Origin of the sequence: Pseudomonas sp. MF6767 (genome assembly GCF_016405475.1) — a bacterium.
Classification (GTDB): Bacteria; Pseudomonadota; Gammaproteobacteria; order Pseudomonadales; family Pseudomonadaceae; genus Aquipseudomonas; species Aquipseudomonas paracarnis.
This window is the reverse complement of sequence record NZ_JAEKCY010000025.1, coordinates 24,047-44,818: the sequence shown is the minus strand read 5'-3', so window position 1 is coordinate 44,818 and position 20,772 is coordinate 24,047. Positions and strand designations below refer to the sequence as shown.

General features: G+C 53.6%; 17 protein-coding genes. All 17 read left to right on the top strand.

Annotated features, from left to right (window positions below):
• Nucleotides 1–266: 266 nt before the first annotated feature.
• The 17 genes from gyrA to JFT58_RS26485 all read left to right on the top strand — a co-directional run bounded on the left by gyrA (nt 267) and on the right by JFT58_RS26485 (nt 20,758).
• The gene (gene gyrA / locus JFT58_RS26565) at nt 267–2,921 is read left to right on the top strand and encodes a DNA gyrase subunit A (protein WP_010211963.1); all 2,655 of its coding nucleotides are present in this window, start codon (nt 267–269) and stop codon (nt 2,919–2,921) included.
• Nucleotides 2,922–3,163: 242 nt separating this feature from the next.
• Nucleotides 3,164–4,249: a 3-phosphoserine/phosphohydroxythreonine transaminase gene (gene serC / locus JFT58_RS26560; protein ID WP_054898453.1), complete on the top strand. Its 1,086-nt coding sequence runs from the start codon at nt 3,164–3,166 to the stop codon at nt 4,247–4,249.
• Nucleotides 4,249–5,343: a prephenate dehydratase gene (gene pheA / locus JFT58_RS26555; RefSeq protein ID WP_032902668.1), complete on the top strand. Its 1,095-nt coding sequence runs from the start codon at nt 4,249–4,251 to the stop codon at nt 5,341–5,343. The genes serC and pheA overlap by 1 nt, the downstream gene beginning before the upstream one ends.
• A 9-nt stretch (nt 5,344–5,352) precedes the next feature.
• On the top strand, nt 5,353–6,465 hold the full coding sequence (gene hisC / locus JFT58_RS26550) for a histidinol-phosphate transaminase (RefSeq protein WP_054898454.1): 1,113 nt from the start codon (nt 5,353–5,355) through the stop codon (nt 6,463–6,465).
• Between the two features lie 28 nt (nt 6,466–6,493).
• Nucleotides 6,494–8,704: a bifunctional prephenate dehydrogenase/3-phosphoshikimate 1-carboxyvinyltransferase gene (locus tag JFT58_RS26545; RefSeq protein WP_054898476.1), complete on the top strand. Its 2,211-nt coding sequence runs from the start codon at nt 6,494–6,496 to the stop codon at nt 8,702–8,704.
• Complete coding sequence (gene cmk / locus JFT58_RS26540) at nt 8,701–9,390, top strand: (d)CMP kinase (protein ID WP_003189772.1); 690 nt, start codon at nt 8,701–8,703, stop codon at nt 9,388–9,390. Before JFT58_RS26545 ends, cmk begins: the two co-directional genes overlap by 4 nt.
• A 120-nt stretch (nt 9,391–9,510) precedes the next feature.
• Complete coding sequence (gene rpsA, locus JFT58_RS26535) at nt 9,511–11,196, top strand: 30S ribosomal protein S1 (RefSeq protein WP_003189774.1); 1,686 nt, start codon at nt 9,511–9,513, stop codon at nt 11,194–11,196.
• Between the two features lie 160 nt (nt 11,197–11,356).
• Complete coding sequence (locus JFT58_RS26530; RefSeq protein ID WP_034126690.1) at nt 11,357–11,641, top strand: lipoprotein; 285 nt, start codon at nt 11,357–11,359, stop codon at nt 11,639–11,641.
• Between the two features lie 130 nt (nt 11,642–11,771).
• A complete protein-coding gene (ihfB, locus tag JFT58_RS26525; RefSeq protein WP_003189779.1) occupies nt 11,772–12,068 on the top strand; it encodes an integration host factor subunit beta in 297 nt (98 codons plus the stop codon).
• Between the two features lie 24 nt (nt 12,069–12,092).
• Entirely contained in the window at nt 12,093–12,323 is a 231-nt protein-coding gene (locus tag JFT58_RS26520; RefSeq protein ID WP_054898455.1) for a LapA family protein, read from the top strand.
• A 339-nt stretch (nt 12,324–12,662) separates the two neighbouring features.
• A complete protein-coding gene (locus tag JFT58_RS26515; RefSeq protein ID WP_054898456.1) occupies nt 12,663–13,940 on the top strand; it encodes a hypothetical protein in 1,278 nt (425 codons plus the stop codon).
• Between the two features lie 291 nt (nt 13,941–14,231).
• Nucleotides 14,232–15,452 (top strand): hypothetical protein, encoded by a 1,221-nt coding sequence (locus JFT58_RS26510; RefSeq protein WP_054898457.1) that lies wholly within the window; start codon nt 14,232–14,234, stop codon nt 15,450–15,452.
• Nucleotide 15,453: 1 nt separating this feature from the next.
• Complete coding sequence (locus JFT58_RS26505) at nt 15,454–16,701, top strand: oligosaccharide flippase family protein (RefSeq protein ID WP_054898458.1); 1,248 nt, start codon at nt 15,454–15,456, stop codon at nt 16,699–16,701.
• A complete protein-coding gene (locus JFT58_RS26500) occupies nt 16,698–17,486 on the top strand; it encodes a glycosyltransferase family 2 protein (protein WP_054898459.1) in 789 nt (262 codons plus the stop codon). The genes JFT58_RS26505 and JFT58_RS26500 overlap by 4 nt, the downstream gene beginning before the upstream one ends.
• Nucleotides 17,483–18,580 (top strand): glycosyltransferase, encoded by a 1,098-nt coding sequence (locus JFT58_RS26495; protein WP_054898460.1) that lies wholly within the window; start codon nt 17,483–17,485, stop codon nt 18,578–18,580. Before JFT58_RS26500 ends, JFT58_RS26495 begins: the two co-directional genes overlap by 4 nt.
• 85 nt (nt 18,581–18,665) lie before the next feature.
• The gene (locus JFT58_RS26490; RefSeq protein ID WP_082423451.1) at nt 18,666–19,808 is read left to right on the top strand and encodes a glycosyltransferase family 4 protein; all 1,143 of its coding nucleotides are present in this window, start codon (nt 18,666–18,668) and stop codon (nt 19,806–19,808) included.
• Nucleotides 19,805–20,758, top strand: a complete 954-nt coding sequence (locus JFT58_RS26485) for an NAD-dependent epimerase/dehydratase family protein (RefSeq protein ID WP_054898462.1) — start codon at nt 19,805–19,807, stop codon at nt 20,756–20,758. Before JFT58_RS26490 ends, JFT58_RS26485 begins: the two co-directional genes overlap by 4 nt.
• The last annotated feature ends 14 nt before the right edge of the window (nt 20,759–20,772 follow it).

Below are 20,772 nucleotides of genomic sequence, written 5' to 3'. Positions count from 1 at the left end.
TGAGCCCCTCTCGTCCCCTTCAAGCCTGTCATCCGTCAAATTACTAGCCTCCATGCGCATCAGGGGGATAGGTGCGTGGCGGCGATTGTGATAACATCCGGCGGTTTCCAGGGCTGCCCCGAGGGGTGGCCTATAACGTGCAGATCCGTGTCATAACTCGTTGATTTGTCGTAAGTCGTTGTCAGGCACCGTGCCGGCAGCGGCGAGCTTCGTTCGTCCCGAATGGATGTGACGAGGTTTCACCCGAAAAAGGAATCAGGCTTCTCATGGGCGAACTGGCCAAAGAAATCCTCCCGGTCAATATCGAAGACGAGCTGAAACAGTCCTACCTCGACTACGCGATGAGCGTAATTGTCGGTCGGGCACTGCCTGATGCGCGCGATGGCTTGAAGCCCGTGCACCGGCGTGTGCTGTTCGCGATGAGCGAGCTGGGTAACGACTGGAACAAGCCGTACAAGAAATCTGCCCGTGTTGTCGGTGACGTGATCGGTAAGTATCACCCTCACGGCGACACTGCGGTGTACGACACCATCGTTCGGATGGCGCAGCCGTTTTCCCTGCGCTACCTGCTGGTAGACGGCCAGGGCAACTTCGGTTCGGTGGACGGCGACAACGCCGCGGCCATGCGATACACCGAAGTGCGCATGACCAAGCTGGCGCACGAGCTACTGGCCGACCTGCATAAAGAAACCGTGGACTGGGTGCCGAACTACGACGGCACCGAAATGATCCCGGCTGTCATGCCCACCAAGATTCCCAACCTGCTGGTCAACGGTTCCAGCGGTATCGCCGTGGGCATGGCCACCAACATCCCGCCGCACAACCTCGGTGAAGTCATCGACGGTTGCCTGGCCCTTATCGACAACCCTGAGCTGACCGTCGATGAGCTGATGCAATACATCCCCGGTCCGGACTTCCCGACCGCCGCGATCATCAACGGGCGCGCCGGCATCATCGAAGCCTACCGCACCGGTCGCGGGCGCATTTACATGCGTGCCCGCTCGATCATCGAAGACATCGACAAGGTCGGTGGCCGCCAGCAGATCGTCATCACCGAACTCCCGTACCAGTTGAACAAGGCACGCCTGATCGAGAAGATCGCCGAGCTGGTTAAAGAGAAGAAGCTGGAAGGCATCACCGAGCTGCGCGACGAGTCCGACAAGGACGGTATGCGCGTGGTCATCGAACTGCGTCGCGGCGAAGTGCCTGAGGTGATCCTCAACAACCTCTATGCCCAGACCCAGCTGCAAAGCGTGTTTGGTATCAACGTGGTTGCCCTGATCGACGGCCGCCCGCGCATCCTGAACCTCAAGGACCTGCTGGAAGCCTTCGTGCGTCACCGTCGCGAAGTGGTCACCCGCCGTACCGTGTTCGAACTGCGCAAGGCCCGCGAGCGCGGCCATATCCTGGAAGGCCAGGCGGTTGCGTTGTCGAACATCGACCCGGTGATCGCCCTCATCAAGGCCTCGCCAACCCCGTCGGAAGCCAAGGAAGCGCTGATCAGCACACCTTGGGAATCCAGTGCCGTGGTCGCGATGGTTGAGCGCGCTGGCGCCGACTCGTGCCGCCCCGAGACCCTGGACCCGCAATACGGTCTGCGTGAGGGCAAGTACTTCCTGTCGCCAGAACAGGCCCAGGCCATCCTGGAACTGCGCCTGCACCGCCTGACTGGCCTTGAGCACGAGAAGCTGCTGGCCGAGTACCAGGAGATCCTCAACCAGATCGGCGAGTTGATCCGCATCCTCAGCAGCGCTGTGCGCCTGATGGAAGTGATCCGCGAAGAACTGGAAGTGATCCGCGCCGAATACGGCGACGTGCGCCGCACCGAAATCCTCGATGCGCGCCTGGACCTGACCCTGGGTGACATGATCCCGGAAGAAGAGCGCGTGGTGACCATCTCCCACGGCGGCTATGCCAAGACCCAGCCGCTGGCGGCCTACCAGGCCCAGCGTCGTGGCGGTAAAGGTAAATCGGCTACCGGCGTGAAGGATGAGGACTACATCGCTCACCTGCTGGTCGCCAACAGCCACACCACGCTGCTGCTGTTCTCCAGCAAAGGCAAGGTGTACTGGCTCAAGACCTACGAAATCCCGGAGGCCTCCCGCGCTGCCCGTGGTCGTCCGTTGGTCAACCTGCTGCCGCTGGACAGTGATGAATACATCACCACCATGCTGCCGGTCGAGGAATACACCGAAGGTCACTTCATCTTCATGGCCACCGCCAAAGGCACCGTGAAGAAGACCCCGCTGGAATCCTTCAGCCGTCAACGCAGCGTGGGCCTGATCGCCTTGGAACTGGACGAAGGCGACGTGCTGATTTCCGCAGCCATCACCGATGGCGAGCGCGAAGTCATGCTGTTCTCCGACGGCGGCAAGGTCACACGCTTCAAGGAATCCGACGTACGAGCCATGGGCCGTACCGCCCGCGGTGTACGCGGCATGCGCCTGCCGGAAGGGCAGAAGCTGATTTCCATGCTGATCCCGGAAGAAGGCAGCCAGATCCTCACCGCTTCCGAGCGTGGTTATGGCAAGCGCACCGCCATCAGCGAGTTCCCGGAGTACAAGCGTGGCGGCCAGGGCGTGATCGCCATGGTCAGCAACGACCGCAACGGCCGTCTTGTCGGCGCGGTGCAGGTGCTCGACGGCGAGGAGATCATGCTGATTTCCGACCAGGGCACCCTGGTGCGTACCCGTGTGGCGGAAGTGTCGAGCCTGGGCCGTAACACCCAGGGCGTGACCCTGATCAAGCTGGCCAAGGACGAAAAACTGGTCGGCCTGGAGCGTGTGCAGGAGCCTTCGGAAGTCGAAGGTGAAGAGCTCGAAGGTGAGGAATTTGAAGGCGAGGTGATCGCAGCTGGCGATGACAACGTTGACGAGCCAACCCTTGACGCTGCCGCAGACGAAGAAGAACCGCAGGAATAAGCGGACACACAGGGGGCGGATGAAGATTCGCCCCCTTGTTGTTTGTCCCGTATGAAATACAGCGCCCTTTGCCTGGACGCGGTCCATGTGGGAGCTGGCTTGCCTGCGATACAGGCGCCTCGGTCATTCAGTGATACCGCGGCGCTGCTATCGCAGGCAAGCCAGCTCCCACAGATGTCCGCTCCAGAACGAGGGCGTTGCTGACATGATTGCAGCCCCACCAGATCAGAGTGAGATTGGATGTGAGCAAGAGAGCCTATAACTTCTGTGCCGGTCCCGCGGCGCTTCCTGAAGCAGTCCTGCAGCGTGCGCAGGGTGAACTCCTCGACTGGCATGGAAAAGGCCTCTCCGTGATGGAAATGAGCCATCGCAGCGATGAGTTCGTGTCTATCGCCAACAAGGCCGAGCAGGACCTGCGCGACCTGCTGGACATCCCATCCAATTACAAAGTGCTGTTCTTGCAGGGTGGTGCGAGCCAGCAGTTCGCCCAGTTACCGCTGAACCTGCTGCCCGAAGGCGGCACTGCCGACTATATCGACACCGGTATCTGGGGGCAGAAGGCCATTGAGGAGGCCTCGCGCTACGGCCATGTCAACGTGGCGGGCACCGCCAAGCCCTACGACTACTTCGCCATTCCCGGTCAGAACGAGTGGAAGCTGACCAAGGACGCGGCCTACGTTCACTACGTCGCGAACGAAACCATCGGCGGCCTGGAATTTGATTGGGTGCCGCAAGTAGGTGACGTTCCGCTGGTGTGCGACATGTCTTCGGACATCCTCTCGCGCCCGATCGACGTGTCCAAATACGGCATGATCTACGCCGGCGCGCAGAAGAACATCGGCCCGAGCGGCATCCTGGTCAATATCATCCGCGAAGACCTGCTGGGCCGTGCCCGTTCGCTGTGCCCGACCATGCTCAACTACAAGGTCGCGGCCGATAACGGCTCGATGTACAACACCCCGCCGGCGTTTGCCTGGTACCTGTCGGGCCTGGTGTTCGAATGGCTCAAGGAGCAGGGCGGCGTGGCGGCCATGGGCAAGCTCAACGAAGAGAAGAAGCGCGTCCTGTACGACTTTATCGACGCCAGCGGCCTGTACAGCAACCCGATCAACCTCAGCGACCGCTCGTGGATGAACGTGCCGTTCCGCCTGGCGGACGACCGCCTGGACAAGCCGTTCCTGGCCGGCGCCGACGCGCGCGGCCTGCTGAACCTCAAGGGCCACCGCTCGGTGGGTGGCATGCGCGCCTCCATTTATAACGCCGTTGACATCCACGCCGTCAATGCGCTGGTTGCCTACATGGCAGAGTTCGAGAAGGAACACGGCTAATGTCTGAGCAAGAACTCAAGGCCCTGCGCGTACGTATTGACAGTCTGGATGAGAAGGTCCTGGAACTGATCAGTGAGCGCGCGCGCTGCGCCCAGGAAGTGGCCCGGGTGAAAATGGCGTCCCTGGCGGAAGGCGAAGTGCCGGTGTTCTACCGCCCCGAGCGTGAAGCCCAGGTGCTCAAGCGTGTGATGGAACGCAACAAGGGTCCGTTGGGCAACGAAGAGATGGCGCGGTTGTTCCGTGAAATCATGTCCTCGTGCCTGGCGCTGGAGCAGCCGCTGAAAGTGGCTTACCTCGGCCCTGAAGGCACCTTCACCCAGGCGGCAGCCATGAAGCACTTCGGCCATGCGGTAATCAGCAAGCCGATGGCGGCCATCGACGAAGTCTTCCGTGAAGTCGCCGCCGGTGCGGTGAATTTTGGCGTGGTGCCAGTGGAAAACTCCACCGAAGGCGCGGTCAACCACACGCTGGACAGCTTCCTCGAACACGACATGGTGATCTGTGGTGAGGTGGAGTTGCGTATCCATCACCACCTGCTGGTGGGTGAAAACACCAAGACCGACAGCATCAGCCGTATCTATTCCCACGCCCAGTCCCTGGCCCAGTGCCGCAAGTGGTTGGACGCCCATTACCCGAATGTAGAGCGCGTGGCGGTGTCCAGCAACGCCGAGGCGGCCAAGCGGGTCAAGGGTGAGTGGAACTCGGCGGCGATTGCCGGCGATATGGCCGCGGGCCTGTACGGCCTGACGCGCCTGGCTGAGAAAATCGAAGACCGCCCGGATAACTCCACGCGCTTTTTGATGATCGGCAGCCAGGAAGTGCCGCCCACCGGCGACGACAAGACCTCGATCATCGTCTCCATGAGCAACAAGCCCGGCGCGCTGCATGAGCTGCTGGTGCCATTCCACGACAACGGGATTGACCTGACGCGCATCGAGACTCGTCCTTCGCGCAGCGGTAAGTGGACCTACGTATTCTTTATCGACTTCATGGGCCATCACCGCGACCCTCTGGTCAAGGGCGTGCTGGAGAAAATCAGTCAGGAAGCCGTGGCACTCAAGGTGCTGGGCTCTTACCCGAAAGCGGTTTTGTGAGGCTTTGACATGAGTGGCAACTTCCTCGCCCTGGCGCAGCCGGGCGTGCAACAACTCTCGCCTTACGTTCCAGGCAAGCCTGTGGACGAACTGGCCCGCGAGTTGAATCTGGACCCGTCCAAAATCGTCAAGCTGGCGAGTAACGAAAACCCGCTGGGCCCGAGCCCAAAAGTGTTGGCGGCGATTCGTGAAGAGCTGGCCGAACTGACCCGTTATCCCGATGGCAACGGTTTTGCGCTCAAGTCTTTGCTGGCGGACAAGTGCCGGGTCGAGCTCAACCAGGTGACCCTAGGCAATGGCTCCAACGACATCCTTGAGCTGGTCGCCCGTGCTTACCTGGCGCCAGGCTTGAATGCGGTGTTCAGCGAGCACGCGTTTGCGGTCTACCCGATCGTGACTCAGGCGGTGGGGGCGGATGCTCGCGTGATTCCTGCCAAGGACTGGGGCCATGACTTGCCGGCGATGCTGGCGGCCATCGATGCCCAGACTCGCGTGGTGTTTATCGCCAACCCGAACAACCCGACCGGCACCTGGTTTGACGAGCAGGCACTGAACGAATTCCTGCAGGACGTGCCGGGGCATGTGCTGGTCGTGCTGGACGAAGCCTACATCGAGTACGCCGAAGGCAGCGAGCTGCCCGACGGCCTGGATTTCCTCGCGGCCTACCCGAACCTGCTGGTGTCGCGTACGTTCTCCAAGGCTTATGGCCTGGCGTCGTTGCGGGTCGGTTATGGCTTGTCCACCCCCGTGGTCGCCGATGTGCTGAATCGCGTGCGCCAACCGTTCAACGTCAACAGCCTGGCCCTGGCGGCCGCCTGTGCGGCGGTGAAGGATGCCGAATACCTGGAAGAAGGCCGTCGTCTCAACGAAAGCGGCATGCTGCAATTGCAGGAAGGTTTTCGTGAGCTGGGCCTGGGCTGGATTCCGTCCAAGGGCAACTTCATCTGCGTCGACCTCGGCCAGGTGGCTGCGCCGGTGTTCCAGGGCTTGCTGCGCGAGGGCGTGATCGTGCGCCCGGTGGCCAACTACGGCATGCCGAACCATCTGCGTATCACCATCGGTCTGCCGGCTGAGAACAGCCGCTTCCTTGAGGCGTTGGCCAAGGTTCTGGCCCGTGGTTGATGTCACTGCATTGCAACCTGCTGTGCCTATGATCGGTCGCCTGGTGGTGGTCGGCCTGGGGTTGATCGGTGGCTCCTTCGCCAAGGGCCTGCGTGAAAGCGGGCTGTGTGGCGAAGTGGTGGGCGTGGACCTCGACCCGCAGTCGCGCACGTTGGCGGTGGAGTTGGGCGTGGTGGACCGCTGTGAAGCGGACCTGGCCGTTGCGTGCCAGGGCGCGGATGTGATCCAGCTCGCCGTGCCGATCCTGGCCATGGAGAAATTGCTGGCGGTACTGGCTGGTATGGACCTCGGGCAAGCGATTCTTACCGATGTGGGCAGCGCCAAAGGCAACGTGGTGCGTGCGGCACGATTGGCGTTTGGTGGGATGCCGCCGCGCTTTGTGCCGGGCCATCCAATCGCTGGGTCCGAGCAGAGCGGGGTGGAGGCATCCAATGCGCAGTTGTTCCGTCGGCATAAGGTCATCCTGACGCCGCTTGCGCAAACCGATCCCACGGCGTTGGCAGTGGTGGATCGTCTCTGGCGCGAGCTGGGCGCGGATGTAGAGCATATGCAGGTCGAGCGTCACGACGAAGTGTTGGCAGCGACCAGTCACTTGCCGCATCTGCTGGCATTTGGCTTGGTGGATTCTTTGGCCAAGCGCAACGAGAACCTCGAGATTTTCCGCTACGCCGCCGGCGGCTTCCGCGATTTCACGCGGATTGCCGGCAGCGATCCGGTGATGTGGCACGACATCTTCCTCGCCAATCGCGAAGCGGTGTTGCGCACTCTGGACACCTTCCGCAGTGACCTCGACGCCTTGCGCGATGCGGTGGATGCGGGAGACGGCCATCAACTGCTGGGCGTGTTCACCCGTGCACGGGTGGCGCGTGAACATTTCAGCAAGATCCTCGCGCGCCGGGCCTACATGGAAACCGCAGTGAGCACCGATGACTTGACCTTCATCGCCAGCCCGGGTGGCCGCTTGAGCGGGCGCATCCGCGTGCCGGGTGACAAGTCGATCTCTCATCGCTCGATCATGCTGGGGTCGTTGGCCGAAGGTGTGACCGAGGTGGAGGGCTTCCTTGAGGGTGAAGATGCCCTGGCGACCTTGCAGGCCTTTCGCGACATGGGCGTGGTGATCGAGGGCCCGCACCATGGGCGCGTGACCATTCACGGTGTCGGCCTGCATGGCCTGAAGGCTGCGCCGGGGCCGATCTATGTGGGTAATTCCGGCACATCGATGCGCCTGTTGGCCGGTGTATTGGCGGCGCAGCGCTTCGACAGCGTGCTGACCGGCGATGCCTCGCTGTCCAAGCGCCCGATGAACCGCGTAGCCAAGCCGCTGCGGGAAATGGGCGCAATCATCGAGACGGGGCCGGACGGGCGTCCGCCACTGAGCATTCGTGGTGGGCAGTCGCTCAAAGGCTTGAACTATGTACTGCCCATGGCCAGTGCCCAGGTGAAATCCTGCCTGTTGTTGGCGGGGTTGTACGCTGAGGGTAAAACCTCGGTGACCGAGCCAGCACCGACCCGCGACCATACCGAGCGCATGCTGCGCGGCTTTGGTTACCCGGTGGCGGTGCAGGGCGCGACGGCGTCGCTGGCGTCGGGGCATGGGTTGACCGCTACGCGTATTGAAGTGCCGGGGGATATTTCGTCTTCGGCGTTTTTCCTGGTGGCGGCCTCGATTGCCGAGGGCTCCGAGCTGCTGCTGGAGCATGTCGGTATCAACCCGACCCGCACCGGGGTAATCGATATCCTGCGGCTGATGGGGGCTGATATCGCCCTCGAAAATCAGCGCGAGGTGGGCGGCGAGCCGGTTGCGGATTTACGTGTGCGTGCCGCCGCGCTCAAGGGCATCGAAATTCCAGAGGCCCTGGTGCCGTTGGCGATTGATGAGTTCCCTGTGCTGTTTATTGCCGCAGCCTGCGCTCAAGGTCGCACCGTTTTGCGCGGTGCCGAGGAGTTGCGGCTCAAGGAGTCCGATCGTATCCAGGTGATGGCCGACGGTCTGTTGGCCCTGGGCGTGAAGTGTGAACCCACGCCTGATGGGATTATCATTGACGGTGGCCCGATGGGCGGCGGTGAAGTGCATGCCCATGGCGATCACCGGATTGCCATGGCGTTCAGTGTGGCTTCCCTGCGGGCGATGGCGCCTATTCGTATCCTTGACTGCGCCAATGTTGCTACGTCTTTTCCGAACTTTCTGACACTGTGTGCCCAAGTCGGCATCCGTGTTGCCCAAGAGGCTCAATTGTGAATATCAAAGCACCGGTGATTACCATCGACGGGCCTAGCGGCTCGGGTAAAGGCACAATCGCTGGCATTCTGGCTAAGCGCCTGGGGTGGTGCCTGCTGGATTCTGGCGCGCTGTACCGCCTGCTGGCGTTTGCTGCGCACAACCATGGTGTGGACCTGACCAACGAAGAGTTGCTGACGAAACTAGCCGCTCATCTGGATGTGCAGTTCATCGCGGCGACCGAGGGGCAGTTGCAGCGCATCATTCTGGAAGGTGATGAAGTCAGCGATGTGATTCGCACCGAGAGTATCGGTGCGGGTGCCTCCCAAGTGGCCGCGCTGCCCGCCGTGCGCGAGGCGCTGCTGCAGCGCCAGCGCGCATTCCAGGAGGCGCCGGGCCTGGTGGCCGATGGCCGCGACATGGGCACGGTGGTGTTTCCCGAGGCGCCGCTGAAGATTTTCCTGACCGCCAGCGCCGAGGAGCGGGCACGCCGCCGTTACTTGCAGTTGAAGGGCAAAGTCGATGGTGTTAGTCTGTCGAGTCTGCTAGATGAGATACGTGCACGCGATGAGCGTGATACCCAGCGTGCGGTAGCCCCGCTCAAACCGGCGGCTGACGCCATACAGCTGGATTCCACGGAGCTGTCCATCGAGCAGGTGCTGGAACGCATCATGAGTGAAATCGCCATTCGCGATATCGCCGGGTGATCAAGAAGGCCGCAGGGGACCAGTCATAGTCCTGCGGTGGCTTCTTTTAACTGAAACTGACCCACACCGTCTGGGGTGTGGAGATGGGCGTATTCTTCGCCCTTATCAACAGGAATTAAAATGAGCGAAAGCTTTGCGGAACTCTTTGAAGAAAGCCTAAAAACCCTGAACCTTCAGGCAGGCTCCATCATCACCGGTGTTATCGTTGATATCGATTACCAAGCTCGCTGGGTAACCGTTCACGCTGGTCTGAAGTCTGAAGCTCTGATCCCGCTGGAACAGTTCTACAACGATGCTGGTGACCTGACTATCAATGTCGGTGACGAAGTTCACGTTGCTCTGGACTCGGTTGAAGACGGTTTCGGTGAAACCAAGCTGTCCCGTGAAAAAGCCAAGCGCGCTGAATGCTGGATTGTTCTCGAAGCAGCCTTCGCAGCTGAAGAAGTGGTCAAGGGCGTTATCAACGGTAAGGTTAAAGGCGGCTTCACTGTCGACGTTAACGGCATCCGTGCGTTCCTGCCAGGTTCTTTGGTCGACGTTCGTCCAGTGCGCGACACCACGCACCTGGAAGGCAAAGAACTCGAATTCAAAGTCATCAAGCTCGACCAGAAGCGCAACAACGTTGTCGTTTCCCGTCGCAGCGTGCTGGAAGCAGAGAACTCCGCCGAGCGTGAAGCTCTGCTGGAATCCCTGCAGGAAGGCCAACAAGTCAAAGGTATCGTCAAGAACCTCACCGATTACGGCGCATTCGTCGATCTGGGTGGCGTCGATGGCCTGCTGCACATTACCGACATGGCTTGGAAGCGTATCAAGCATCCTTCCGAAATCGTCAACGTTGGCGACGAGATCGATGTCAAGGTTCTGAAGTACGATCGTGAGCGTAACCGCGTTTCCCTGGGCTTGAAGCAGCTGGGCGAAGATCCATGGGTTGCTATCAAGGCTCGTTACCCAGAAAGCACTCGCGTAACCGCGCGTGTTACCAACCTGACCGACTACGGCTGCTTCGCAGAGCTGGAAGAAGGCGTGGAAGGCCTGGTACACGTTTCCGAAATGGACTGGACCAACAAGAACATCCACCCTTCGAAAGTCGTACAAGTCGGCGACGAAGTGGAAGTTATGGTTCTGGACATCGACGAAGAGCGTCGTCGTATCTCCCTGGGCATCAAGCAGTGCAAATCTAACCCATGGGAAGATTTCTCTGGCCAGTTCAACAAGGGCGATAAAATCTCCGGCACCATCAAGTCGATCACCGATTTCGGTATCTTCATTGGTCTGGACGGCGGCATCGACGGCCTGGTTCACCTGTCCGACATCTCCTGGAACGAAGTTGGCGAAGAAGCTGTTCGTCGTTTCAAGAAGGGCGACGAGCTGGACACCGTTATCCTGTCGGTTGACCCAGAGCGCGAGCGCATCTCCCTGGGTATTAAGCAACTGGAAAGCGATCCGTTCTCCGAGTACGTTCAAGAGAACGACAAAGGCGCCATCGTTAAAGGCACTGTGAAAGAAGTTGACGCCAAAGGCGCCATCATCGTTCTGGCCGACGATATCGAAGCGACTCTGAAAGCCTCCGAAATCAGCCGTGACCGCGTTGAAGACGCGCGCAACGTTCTGAAAGAAGGCCAGGAAGTAGAAGCCAAGATCATCAGCGTTGACCGCAAGAGCCGCGTGATTCAGCTCTCCATCAAGTCGAAGGACGAAGTGGAAGAGAAAGAAGCTATCCAGAGCCTGAAAGAAGCTGCTCCGGAAGCTGCTGCTGACACCACCATGGCGGCACTGCTGCGCCAGGCAATGGCTAAGCAGAACTAAGTTCTGTAAAGCTGTAGAAAAAGGGCGACCTCGGTCGCCCTTTTTTGTGCCTGAAATTTGATGAAGCAACTGCACCGAACGAAGGTGTTCAGCCCAATGTCAGAACTGACTATAGTTTTAAAAACGGCTATTTCGCGTTGCTGACTCAATAAGGGTTTGAATGAACAGAATTATCGTAGTATTCGCTTTGCTGGCGCTTGCAGGCTGCTCCTCTACCAGCGCCAAGACCCACGCCAAGCGTGGCGTCAGCGGCATCGAGATCGACTGCTCTGGCTTGGGTAATAAGTGGGAAAAATGCGAAAAACGCGCCGCCCGTGAGTGCAAGATGCAGGGCTATAAGGTCATTACCCGCTCCAGTGATGCGGAGGACGAAGAGGGCGACTACCTGTTCGGCTGGAACCCTGCTGGCGCGGTGACGCGGACCATGTTGGTGATCTGTAAGTAAGGGGTTGACCGCTCGCTGAGCGTGTTTATTCAGCCCCACATAAGTTGACACATGGGCTGTTCAAATTCATCAACTCATGCTAAAACCTTCGGAGCGCTTTTCCTAGCTGCTTGAAAAAGAAGGGAAAAATATGACGAAGTCGGAGTTGATCGAACGAATTGTCACCCATCAAGGGCTGCTCTCATCCAAGGATGTGGAGCTGGCTATCAAGACCATGCTTGAGCAAATGTCCCAATGCCTGGCCACCGGAGATCGCATCGAAATCCGCGGCTTCGGCAGCTTCTCCCTGCACTACCGCGCACCGCGCGTAGGCCGCAACCCAAAAACCGGCCAATCCGTCAGCCTTGACGGCAAATTCGTTCCCCACTTCAAACCGGGCAAGGAATTGCGCGATCGGGTGAACGAAGAAGAGGAAGAAGGCGTCTGAGTGTTTTTGGGGAAGGAGAAGAGTATGCGTGGGGTTAAGCGCGTTGTTGCGGTGTTGATTGCAGTGCTTGCGGCTTTGGTGGTTCTGGCGTTTGTGCTGGAGAACCAGCAGGGCGTGGCGCTGTCATTCCTGGGGTGGAGTACTGCGCAGATGCCGGTGGCGGTGTTTGTGGTGGTGGCTTTGATTTTGGGGATGTTGATTGGGCCGGTGTTGGGGATGGTTGTGCGTAGGCGTCGGGGTAAGGCGGTGGCTTAAGGTTTAAGCCTTGGTTGGCAGTTGTGATGGGGATCAGCGGTGTTGGTGACCGTTTGTCAGAAACCCAATTATGTTAAGCGCTTTGAGCTGCGTAGCGACCTAGGCTGGTGGGTTGCGACAGTTCCCACGGAAAACCCAGAATCATCCTACATACATATCAAGACTTGTAATATGCCAAAGAGATGGCAGAATGGAATCTGTTCTCGATAACGGGCATTTTGTGCGCTCAAAATTTAGCAACGAAGCTGGGTTTTAGCGGTCATCCAATTAAAATAAGAAAAGACACAATCTGTTTTGCATAACGAGCCCGCAGTTTCTCTCTGAAGGCAGGTTTTTGTTGTGAGTAGTAGCTTACGCTCCGTCCTCATCCCCCAGCATAAAAAAATTGATTCGTTGGCGCTTATAACAAATATTTGGCGTCAAAAAACAATCATTTTCTCCGCGAGTGCACTGATTGCATCGATTTTTGCGGCATATGCATTTTCGGTCACGCCAGAATACAAAGTGAGCAGTGTGCTTCGGCCTGCTGCGATTAATGAATTGGATGCACTTAATCGCTCGGAAGTTTACGTTTTACCTCCTGGTGAGGCCTTGGTGCGGGTCGGTATGGCCTTAGAGTCGTACGAGATTCGTATGGAGTTTTTTAGATCCCATCAAAAGCTCTTCGAGGGATTTGTGCGACCTGGACGTAATCTTCAGCAGGCGTTTGAAGAGTTCAATAAAAAATCTATAAGTTTGATGTTGTCTGATAAAGATAAAGTTGATTCGCTCAGTTCTTATTTGAAGCTTGAGCTGAACTATCCCAAAGGGATCGATGGGGTTTCAATACTCAATGGATTTGTGGACTATGCAATAGAAAATGAGCGTGATCATATATCGGCGGATTTGACAGTTATTATCAATAACCGTTTAAAGGAGATCGACGGCAGGTTGGCCGCAGCCCGTTCAAGCTATGACACATGGAAGGAAGCAAGAATTGCATCACTTTCTGAGTCAGATAGAATTCGCCGAGCTCAGCTACAAGACGAGCTTCAAGGGCTCCGGACGCAACTTCATAGTTTAAATTCGAATCGAATTGCAGAGCTCAATGAGGCCATAACAATTGCTAAGAAATTGAACATTATGATGCCTGCTTCACCGACCTCTGTCGGTGACGATGCACATTCTGGGTCTGTCAGCATGCGAACAGAAATTAACAATCAGCAAATTCCGTTGTATTTTATGGGGGTCAATGCGCTTGAAGCTGAGCGTACGGTCTTGCTACAGCGGAAGTCTAATGACTTCACTGAGCGACGGATTTCTCAAATTGCCAAAGAGCTAAAGCTGCTGGAGTCCAATCGAGAGATTGAAGTCTTGAAGAGTCGTGTGAACGATGAGTTATTTCTGACTGATGTGCAGCCATTGCGCGCAGAGAAAGCACGATTGCTGAGTGTGAATAAGGATATGAGTAACCTTAGGCTTGTAGCCATTGATAAAGAAGCGCTAGAGCCTACTTCCCAAGTAAGCCCTAACCGCCCCTTGCTCATAATCGGTGGTTTATTGCTAGGCTTGGTTATTGGATGCGCAATCGCTTTCTTCCGGGTAATAAAGCACACGTTGCGTGAGTCGAAACTTTAGTGATTTCTTCAACTTCTAGTACAGAGAGTTGTTCACCACGGTGAGTTTCAGTGGTGGGCGGGCGTGAAAGCCGAGATCCTTATCGTCAAGGCAAATTGCCATCTGATATTTGTGTTCTGAGAATTGACTTGGCAGAAGATTCTAGATAGAAGCGTCGATTGCAGTGTAAAATTGTTTTTATCGCTGCCGGGCCTATGGCCTTTCCAGTGGCCCCTTTCACCTAATCGGTACCTGAGAATGGCTCGATTGGCAACTGGCGCATGCTCCAACTGAGCTTATTCTGAGGTCGATATGAAAACTAATAAACGCTACGCCTTTCTGGCCGTGCTGGCAGCCAGCGTACTCGTGACCTTGGGTGACACTAGGAATATTATTGGCTCGCTTAATTACTGGTTGTTGTGGGGAGGGGTATTAGTATTTGGGGTTTATGGCAGTGGCGGTAGATTGAAGTTGTCGTCGGAAGTAAGTTCTATCACTCTCGGTTTTGCTTTGATAACACTTGCTTTTATGATCTCTGCTGTAATTAACTCGGATGCCTATACGGCTTATCAAGGCGTCAAGTTTATAGCTATCTATATATTATTTCTGGTGATATACAGTTGTTCGGGTTTGCTGGAATTGAACGATTTTTATAAGATCGCTTCGATTTCGATTATGGTGGGTCTCGTCGTATTTGTAATGTCGAAATTCTTTTTTGATGGATTCTATGTTCAATTGGGCGATGGCCGACAAGGCAGTGAGTTTGCCTACCCTGGTGTAATGTGGAAAGTCTGTGCTTTCTTTGCACCCTATATCATTGCAAAGTTACTCACGGCTCGTATGAGAGGTGCAATTTTTGCGGGCTGCGTTTTAATGGCGTCGGTGTATATATTGTTGGCTGACTCCAGTCGAACCGGTTTTCTATGGTTTGCGATTGTCATCTTTTCCTTTTTTCTTTTGCGTTTTTTGGTATTTCCCATCAGAACTTTGCTGGTCGCAATACTTTGCTTGATTGCAGGAATTTGTGTACTGCTCTCTTCAAATGTTGATCTGACGAATCATGATTCATTATTGGTCTTGAATCGTTTGTTTGAGGGTGACCCCGTTAGGGCGGCGATGATACGGGACGGAATATCGAACGTTCAAAAATGCTTTCCATTCGGGTGCGGATTCGGCAGTTCATTTAGCGTGGTGGGTGGAGAAAATATTGTTATCCATAATGTATATTTAGGCATGCTTGGTGACGTAGGAGTTCTGGGTGAGTTGGCACTCTTGTTTCTAATGTTGATGCCGTTTGTGTTTTTCTTGTTGTCACTGGTGCAGGGTTTCGATCTAAATAATAATGTTTTCTTTAAGTTTGCCGCAATTTTAGGTGTGCTTTGTTATATTTTTATCATGCTCTTTCACCCGCTGAGTACTGAAATGTCAGAGTGGGGCTATTGGATTTTGATGGTGTCTTGGCTTTCTCGTATTTATAAGTATGATGATGCCGGTTTGATCAATGTCGGGTATGGCCAGAAGGTAGGGTGTTAAAGTGTTTACCGTATTTAAAAACATGGGCCTACTTTTTTTTGTACAGCTCTTTGGTTATTTGGTGCCTATCTTGGAAATTCCCGTGCTGGCGCGCTCGTTGGGTGTGCAGGAATACGGCAAGGTAGTTTTGATTCAATCGGTCGCTCTGCTATCTTCGCTTGTTGTGGAGTACGGTTTTTCGTTAAGCGCCGCCAGACAAGTGTCCTTAGCTAAGACTGACATTTCGTTACTGTCCCGGGTGTTTGGCGAAGTCCTATCTGCAAAGCTAATAATTACGTCGATTATAAGTTTCGTTGCGCTGCTTTTTTACTTGTCTTTCAATTCGCCAGCCTTTGAGCCTGAAGTGATAGGCTTGGGTTTTTTGTATTTTGTAGCGTTTGGATTTAGCCCTTTTTGGTTTTTTCAAGGGCTCGAGAAGATTGCGCTTGTCGTCTTTTTGGAGGTGGCGTTGCGTGTTGCAAGCCTTTCATGTTTGTTTATTTTTGTTCGGGATTCAACTGATGCTTTGGTGGCGTTGTCTATTTTAGCGACATTTGCTTTGGCAAATACGTTGCTCGGGAACTATTTATGTTATCGAAATGGATGCCGCGTTCGGTTCAGCTTGTTAGGTGGATGGCTTCAGATTCGAAAAGGATTTCATGTTTTCATCTATAAGAGCTCAAATAATATCTTGCTTAGCGCTGGGCCTGCTCTTGTAGGACTGCTTTGTGGAAAAGTCGCTGTTTCAGGATATGTTCCTGCTGAAAAAATTATACGAGGATTTGTGGGTTTTATAAATCCGGTACTTATAGGTTTTTTTCCTTATTTGAATAGGCAGTACCTTCACTCTGAAAAAAACGCATCCAGACTTTCTTGGATTATTGTCGGGCTGATGTTCTTGCTGGGGGGGGTAAGTGCATTGTTTATTTCTTTGGCAGGAGGGTTTCTAATAAATAAAATACTGGGGGCGGATTTCGAGCAGGCGACGACAACTTTGCAGATTTTTGTATGGATAATCCCCTTCAGAATGGCTAATCAAGCGTTGGGTTTATGCATGCTTATACCTCGTGGTATGGATAAGGTGGCGAGCTCTGCAATGCTATTATTCTCGGTAGTGTCAATTATTCTGGCAAGTGTGTTATCGATTAGCTATTACGTCAACGGCATCGTTTTTGGATTTATTCTGGCGGAACTCATGCTGTGTGTTACGTTTCTTATATTATCTTATCGATATAAACCAGTCACTTATCTTGAGGAGCGTACTGAGTGATAACAATTTTAACGGCAACATATAATCGTTATAACACTCTGCCTCGTTTGCTCAAGAGCTTGCTTGAACAAAGCTCAAAAGAGTTTGAATGGGTGCTAATAGACGATGGGAGTTCAGATGGGACTCAGGATTTCGTTGAAAAATTAAAGGAAGAAAATTTGGGTTTTAACCTGACATCCATCAGGCAGAATAATGCTGGAAAGCACGCGGCTATTAATAGCGGGATAGCAGCAGCGAAAAAAAATTGGATCTTCATTGTAGACAGCGATGATGCACTGGTGCCTGACGCAGTTGAAACGATAATAGCGTCCATCACAAAAGCGACGGATAGCACAGTGGGCTTGTGCTATCGTAAGGCGTATTTCAGCGGTGAGTTACTCGGTAATGATTTAAAGACAGCCGAGCAAAGCTTGGTCTCTACGCCGACGGAGGCCGGAAAATTGTTCGCAGGTGACTTGGCTTATATATTTAGAACTGATGTAATGTCGAAATTTCCTTTTCCGATATTTAAGGGCGAGAAATTTGTTCCCGAGCTATATATTTGGAATAAAATAGGAGATGCGGGCGATATCGTATTTTTTACACGAAAAATTATTTATCTGTGCGATTACCTTGAGGATGGATACAGTCGTAATTTTTCGCGCCATCTAAGGGCTAATCCTAAAGGGTTTTTTATTTATTATTGGTCGCAATTTTTGCGTGAGAAGACCGTATTTTATAAGTTTAAAAATTTAATCAGATCTGTGCAGTGCGTTTTGTATATGTTTCTAGGAAGGCCTAGATGAATATTATATATTTTATTACTGGGTTGGGCATGGGCGGGGCCGAGAGGCAAGTCGTTAATCTTGCTGATCGGATGAGCGCACGAGGGCATAACGTTGTAATTGCTTATTTGACGGGCGACGCGGATGTGCTTCCTGAAGATCCGAATGTTACGGTGGTTGCTCTAAATGGTAATAAAACCATATTCGGAATGATGCGTGCGGTTAATAATCTGGTTAAATTGATTAGACGATTTAAACCCGGGGTAATACATAGCCACATGGTGCACGCGAACTTAATAGCGCGGATGATTCGTTTATTTATCAAAATTCCCAAGCTGATTTGTACGGCACATAGTTCCAATGAAGGAGGCAAGCTGAAGATGCTGGCCTACCGGTTGACGGATTTTTTAGCTGATCTTACAACGAATGTAAGCCAAGAGGCGGTTGATATACTCATTGCAAAAGGCGCTTCATCTGCTGGGCGTATGGTCTTTGTACCCAATGGAATAGATACCGGGCGTTTTGTATTTGATAAGCATGTACGTAATGAAGTTCGTGCCAGAGAGTCTGTGGACTCTTCTACCAGAGTTCTCTTGGCTGTTGGACGTCTTGTTGAAGCAAAAAACTATCCTTGCCTGTTAGATGCGTTCAAGCTGGTTTTAAATGATCACGAAAATATATGTTTGTGGATAGTAGGCGATGGCCCTTTGGCTGCTGATCTCGCGCTATATGTTAACAAGGCCAATTTAAACGGGAAAATAAAATTTTTCGGGAGTCGTGACGACGTTCCTTCATTCTACTGTGCTGCTGACGTGTATATTTTGTCTTCTGCATGGGAAGGCTTTGGGCTTGTCGTGGCCGAAGCGATGTCATGCGAAACGTTAGTGGTCGCAACAGACTGCGGTGGGGTGAAAGAAGTATTGGGTGACAGCGGCTATCTTGTAGAGCCATTCAACCCCGAAGCGCTACGTCAAGGTATTATCTCAGCACTTAGTCTGTCCCCCGAGCAGAAAAGGTCACTCGTCATCTCTGCAAGATCAAGAGTGGTTGATAACTTCTCCTTAGAGTCTGTGGTTAGTAGATGGGAGGAGTTGTATGCCCAACCACGGACCTGATGATTTTGATCACGGGCAATTCTTGAACGGTATTTTTTAGCATGTGTATATCGACAAGAAATAGTCACTCGGTTGAGCCGGAAAGTTGGGCCTGGGTAATGATTTTGAAAAGGTGCGCAGTGTGAAAATTGTTTATGTCATCACCCGTTCGGACGTTATTGGCGGCGCCAGTGTGCATCTTCTTGATTTAGCGCTTGGCTCATCAAAAGCAGGTCATAGCGTCGATGTCCTCGTGGGCGGGGAGGGCGTCTTTAATACTCGAGCGCGGGACTTGGGGCTGTCGTGCCACTCATTGAAATATCTTGTTCGTGAAATCAGCCCTGGAAAAGATATTCGCGCCTTTTTTGAGTTGCGAGCAATGCTTTCCAAGCTAAAACCTGATCTCGTCCATGTGCATTCTTCCAAGGCTGGCATTCTAGGCCGGCTGGCCGCTAAAAGTCTGGGTTTGCCAGCGGTCTTTACAGCACATGGTTGGGCTTTTACGGAAGGAGTATCTGAGAAACGTCGTTTCGTGTACCGTAATATTGAGAGAGTAATGGCTCGTTTTTCAGACCAGATCCTTACGGTTTCTGAGTTTGACAGGCAACTTGCTCTGAAGGCTAAAGTGGGCGATGAAGAGACTGTTCTGACCATCCACAATGGCATGCCTGAGGTGGGCTCCAATAGAGTCAGCTTTACACAATCTGATCAAATACGCTTGATCATGGTTGCAAGGTTCGAAGTACCTAAAAACCAAAAATTCCTATTGGAAGCACTTGCTAAAGTGGAAACCAAAAATTGGGAGCTCGAATTGGTGGGCGACGGCCCCACACTGGAAAGCGCCCGGAAATTGGCAGCACAGCTGGGAATTGCTGAAAAAGTAGTTTTTTCAGGGGCTTGTGACGACGTTCCGATCAGGCTTTCGCGATCTGACGTTTTCATCTTGATTTCTGATTGGGAAGGGTTACCGCTGACTATATTGGAAGCTATGCGCAGTGGACTTGCGGTCATCGCCTCTAACGTAGGGGGGGTGTCTGAGTTGGTTGCGAATGGTGATAACGGTTTCGTGGTAGACCGTGGGGATCAGCAAGGGCTGGTCGACGCATTGACGCAACTGATTAAATCCGCAGAGCTTCGAAAAAAGCAGGGCATTTCAGGTCAATACAGATATCGCACAAATTTTACTTTCGATATTATGTTGGATAAAATTCTGAAAATTTACCAGAAAGTGTTAGACAGGACTAAATGAAAATCCTTATTACTGGTGCGAATGGCTTTATTGGGCGGGCGTTATCCGGGCACCTCGTCAGTTCAGCCAAATATTCAGTTGTCGGCACTTACCGCAGGCCCTCTACTGATGTGCCATCTGATATTCAGATGTTTTCGACTGGTGAGGTAGACGGTAATACTGATTGGAATCGTGCCCTGCAAGGCGTTGATACCGTTATCCATCTGGCTGCGCGCGCGCACGTGTTGAATGCGGGAAGCGAGGATCCAGTTACGGAGTTTGAACGGATAAATGTCGAAGGTGCCATTAATTTAGCAAAGCAATCGATAAAAGCAGGTGTCCGTCGGTTTATATTCATTAGCTCTATTGGCGTAAATGGTGCAGAAACGCATAAGTCCGCTTTTACGGAAAATGATGAGCCCCGGCCGCATGCAGACTATGCGCGCTCGAAATTAAAGGCAGAGCGCGAGCTGGCAGAATTACTTGCTGGAGAGTCGATGGAGTTGACAGTCATCCGACCCCCTTTAGTGTATGCCGCGGAAGCACCGGGCAATTTTAATCGTCTTCTGAAGCTGATCGCGTCGGGATTACCGTTGCCCTTCGCCGCCGTGAAAAATAAGCGCAGTATGATAGCGCTGGATAATCTGGTGGATTTCGTTGAGCTTTGTATTGAGCATCCATTGGCTGCAAACGAACTGTTTTTAGTTTCTGATGGAGATGATTTTTCCATTAGCGAAATTATCAAGCTCCTCGCGTCGGGCATGAAACGAAAAGAAAGGTTGTTTAGCCTTCCTGACCCTGTATTGCGTTCAGTCGCCAGCGCGCTCGGGAAGCGTTCGTTATACACGCAGCTGTGTAGATCATTGGTTGTCGATACTGCCAAATCTAAAACACTATTGAATTGGGTTCCTGCGAAAAAGACCGATGAAGCTTTGGTCGAAGCAGGCCAAAAATTTCATTTATTAAAGTGATTCACTTCGAAATT